Below are 4,523 nucleotides of genomic sequence, written 5' to 3' on the forward strand. Positions count from 1 at the left end.
CGCTCATCGAATCGCGGGCGGCGTCTATGCGCTCGGTATCCATCCGCTTTTCACGCGACAGGCGAGCGACGCGGATCTCGATACACTGCGCCGCGAGATCGAAGCAAGTCTCGACGATCCGCGGTTCGTCGGTATCGGCGAAATCGGGCTCGACTACTTCGTGCCGGATCTCGACGACGCGCGCCAACGCCATGTCTACGATGCCCAACTTGCACTCGCCCGCGATTTCGATTTGCCCGTGATCTGCCATGTGCGCAAGTCGCAGGATCTCGTCCTCAAGGGGTTGCGCCGCTATGCGGTGAAGTGCGGCATCGCGCACGCTTTCAACGGCAGCTTTCAACAGGCAGGTGCGTTCATCGACCAAGGCATGCGTCTCGGCTTCGGCGGCAATGTGACGTTCGAACGCTCCCGCCAAATCAGGCGGCTCGCCGCCGAACTGCCGCTGGATGCGCTCGTCGTCGAGACCGACGCACCCGACATTCCGCCCTCCTGGCTCTACAAGCAACGCAATGCGCCCGATCAGGTACCGCGCATCGGCGCAGTCATCGCCGAATTGCGCGGCATCGGCGTCGATGAGGTCGCGGTAGGCACAATGGCCAACGCTCATGCCGCGCTGCCCCGGCTCGCGCTGGCTTGCGCATAATCGCCGATCGTTCGCGCCGTTCTAAGGATTGGTCCGCTGGCAGAAGGTTTCTGTCGGGCTCGCCGGACGGCGCGCTGATTGATTGCGCGGCCGACCTTGCCCCTTCGGGGCGAGGGGGATGTCAAGCGAGGAGGGCGAATGCGGGCGATGCTGATCGGCTTTGCGCTGGGCGTCGTGTTGCTGCAGCAACGTGCGGCATTGCCCGGCAGCGGAGAATGGATCGCGCTGGGTGCGCTGGCCGCGGGGGCATGCGCTTTAGTGTGCTCGTTATGTATTCGAGGCACGCCTCCTGGTAGCGATGGTTTGGCTCGGCACGCCGCTGCGCGGTGGAGGATGTCGTTGCAAGCCCGGGTCGTGCCCACGGCCTTGTTCCTCGCCGCTTTGATCGCAGGCCACACCTACGCGGCCGTGCGCGCACAAGTGCGCTTGGCGCAAGCGTTGCCCGCGTCATGGGAACTGCGCGAACTCGGGCTGACAGGATATGTACGCGGCTTGCCTGTGCAAGACCGTGCGAGCGCGCGATTCCTCTTTGCCGTCGATGTCGACGACGTGCGGCGCAATACGGGCATCGAGCATTTTCCGTCAATCGTCCAGCTCACCTGGAGCAGTCGCGGTGCGCATGACGTGCCGCAATTGAGACCCGGGGATCGCTGGCATGTCTCGGTGCGGCTCAAGCGTCCGCACGGTTACGCGAATTTGGGCGGGTACGACGCTGAAGCCGCGCTGCTCGCACGTGGTGTACGGGCGACGGGATACGTTGTCCCGTCCGCGGCGGCGAAACGGCTGCCGGGCGTGGAAGGCGGAATGCGGACGGCAATCGACCGCGTGCGTTTCGCGTTGCGCGCTCGCATCTCGCAGGCGCTCGAAGGCGCGGCGCAGCAGGGCATCGTGATGGCCCTCGCGATCGGCGCGCAAGAGGGGATCGCCGAAGCGGATCGGCTTGTTTTGCAACGGACCGGCACGAGTCATCTCGTCGCGGTTTCGGGGCTGCATATCGGTTTCGTCGCGGGGCTCGGTGCCTCGCTGGCGGCGTGGCTGTGGCGCCGCTCGTGCGCATTCGGCGCCATTCTCGCGCGGTATGGCGCACGGGAATGGCCGCTTGTCGTGCCCACGCCGATTGTCGCCGCCGCCGTGGGCGTGGCGAGCGCGGCCATGTATGCCGCACTGGCGGGGTTCAACATACCGGCCCAGCGCGCGCTGTGGATGCTCGTCGTGGTGAGCGTGGCGTTCGTGCTCGGCCGCAGCATCGCATTTTCGCTCGTGCTCTCATGGGCCGCGGCGCTCGTGCTCATTGTCGATCCCTGGGCGCCCACGGCGGCCGGTTTTTGGCTTTCGTTCGCTGCTGTCGCGTGCATTGCGTTCGCGATGCGCGGGCGGCCGAGGGTGCGCGAAGACAGCGAGGGTCCGTACGATCTTATCGAGACGATGCGTGCGAGCGATCCGACGTGGCAGGCACCGATCGAGCCTACGCGCGGCATCCGGTGTGACGCGGCGCGCCGCTGGTGGGCGACGGTGCGAGCGCGAGGGGCGGACGCCATTCGCGCACAGTGGGCCGTCACGATCGGCTTGGCGCCGCTCACGGCGTTCTGGTTCTCGCAGGTCTCGCTCGTGGGACCGCTCGCGAACGCGATCGCGGTCCCTTGGGTCAACCTGCTGGTCGTGCCCGTGGTCCTCGTCGCGATCGCTTTGCCTTCGCCGCTCGATGCGCTCGCTTATGAACTCGCGCATGCGTTGCTGGTGCCATTGATGGATATCCTTGATACGCTCGCGCAATCGGCTTGGGCCGACCGGCATCCGCCGCAGCCGTCGATCTGGGCGCTCGGCGCGGCGCTCGCGGGTGTCGCGCTGTGCTTGATGCCGCGCGGCTGGCCGCTACGCTTCGCCGCGCCGCTCGCGTGGCTGCCGCTCGTCGTTCCGCCCGCGCCGGACATCGAGGAGGGGGCCTTTCGGCTGACCGCGCTCGATGTCGGCCAAGGCGCATCGATCCTCGTCGAAACACGCCGCCGCACGCTTTTGTTCGATGCGGGTCCGGGGCCGGAATCGACGAACGCGGGCGAGCGCATCGTCGCGCCGTATTTGCGGGCGAGGGGCGTGGCGCGGCTCGATACCGTGGTTATCAGTCATGGCGATGCCGATCACGCGGGTGGCCTGCCCGCGGTGCTCGAGGCATCCGACGTGAGGCAGGTGCTGGGCGGCGTGCCGCCCGTCCACCGGGTATGGGATGCGGCGCGAGCAAGCCAAACCGAGCGATTGCGTTGCGCGGCCGGTCAGCGTTGGCGTTGGGACGGCGTCGAGTTTGAGGTGCTGTGGCCCGATCCGGGCCCGTTGCCGCGGCGTTCCAACGAGCAATCGTGCGTGCTGAGGGTGAGCGCGCCAGGCATGAGCGCGCTGCTCACGGGCGATATCGGGGCGCCGGCCGAACGTGCGCTCGTTGGCCGCGCGCCGGACGCATTGCGTGCGGACGTTCTGCTCGTCGCGCACCACGGCAGCAAAACATCGTCCACCGAGTCTTTCCTCGATTCGGTCGATCCGCGCATGGTGATATTTCAGGTAGGCTATCGCAATCGCTTTGGCCATCCCCATCCACATGTCTGGGCCCGCTTCGAGGCGCGCGGCATCTTGCTGAGCCGGACCGATCGCGACGGCGCGGTGCGCGTTTCGGCACAGGACGGCCGGCTCGCGCTCGAACGCTATCGAGAGGCACGGGCCCGCTACTGGATGGACCGATAAAGACAAAGACGAACCTGGAGGCGGCGGCGCTTGAAAGACATCATCCACTTTTCGCATGCGAACGGTTTCCCGGCGTCGATTTACCGCACGCTGTTCGCCGAACTTGCCGATGACTACGAGCTTCGCTACATCGAGCGCATCGGCCACGATCCCCGCTATCCGGTCACGAGCGATTGGCCGCATCTCGTCGACGAACTGCTGGCCGATATCGGCCGCCGGTACGAGCGCCCGGTATGGCTCGTCGGCCACTCGCTGGGCGGCTACTTGTCGTTGATGGCGGCGCTCAAACATCCGCAGTGGGTGCGAGGGGTGGTCATGCTCGACTCGCCGGTGATCGCAGGTTGGCGCGCGAATGTCTTGCGCTTCACGCAATGGACGGGGCTGGACGAGCGACTTTCACCCGCCGCGGCCACGCGCACTCGGCGCACGCAATGGGCCAGCCGCGAAGAAGCTTGGCGCCACTTCCATGCGAAAAGCGCGTTTGCGCGATGGGACGAGCGCGTTTTGTCCGATTACATCGATTTCGGTATTCCGCCGAGCTCGCTCGACGGCAAGCGCATGCTCGCATTCAATCGCGAGATCGAGTACCGGATCTATCGCACGCTGCCGCGCACGCTGGGCCCGCGGCTCGCGCACGGTGCACCGGTGCCGCTCGGCTTCATCGCCGGCACCCGTTCGAAGGAAATCCGCCAAGTGGGGCTCGAGGTGACGCAACGCGCGGCGCGCGGCCGCGTCGAGTGGATGGAGGGCAGCCACTTGTTTCCGATGGAGCGGCCGATCGAGACGGCGCGGGCGCTGATGGGTATGTTGAACGTGCTGCGCGGGGCGGGGTAATTTCGGTCGACTAAGGCAGGCGCCGACGCATGGCCCGATTTCGACGGTTCCCGGTCGAACGACAGCCCGCGAATCGCAGCGCCGATGCGGCTGCTCGGCCAATAACGAATAGCGATTCCTTTCCGTTCCCGGCAATAAGCCGTAGCGGTTCGCGGGCTTTGGGTTTGCCGGAAGCTGCGAACCACAACCAGAGTATGCGGTCGGTATTTATTGCTTATCTCTGTTGCTGGCGGAAATGTTTGCTCGTTCTTTCATTGGTTTGACGCCATTGTGCGTGCCTGATAAATTCCCGCGTTTCCTTCAGGGGAAGGGATGG

3 protein-coding genes are annotated in these 4,523 nt (G+C 66.0%); all 3 read left to right on the plus strand.

From position 1 onward, the window contains the following. A partial coding sequence (locus ACTHL0_RS04640; RefSeq protein ID WP_440565418.1) for a TatD family hydrolase occupies positions 1-643 on the plus strand: 643 nt, incomplete at its 5' end. 138 nt (positions 644-781) lie between these two features. Next, entirely contained in the window at positions 782-3,373 is a 2,592-nt protein-coding gene (locus tag ACTHL0_RS04645; protein ID WP_440565419.1) for a DNA internalization-related competence protein ComEC/Rec2, read from the plus strand. Between the two features lie 30 nt (positions 3,374-3,403). Continuing rightward, the gene (locus tag ACTHL0_RS04650) at positions 3,404-4,207 is read left to right on the plus strand and encodes an alpha/beta fold hydrolase (RefSeq protein WP_440565420.1); all 804 of its coding nucleotides are present in this window, start codon (positions 3,404-3,406) and stop codon (positions 4,205-4,207) included. The last annotated feature ends 316 nt before the right edge of the window (positions 4,208-4,523 follow it).

The sequence above is a fragment of the Trinickia sp. genome (assembly GCF_051961175.1).
Lineage (GTDB): Bacteria > Pseudomonadota > Gammaproteobacteria > Burkholderiales > Burkholderiaceae > Trinickia.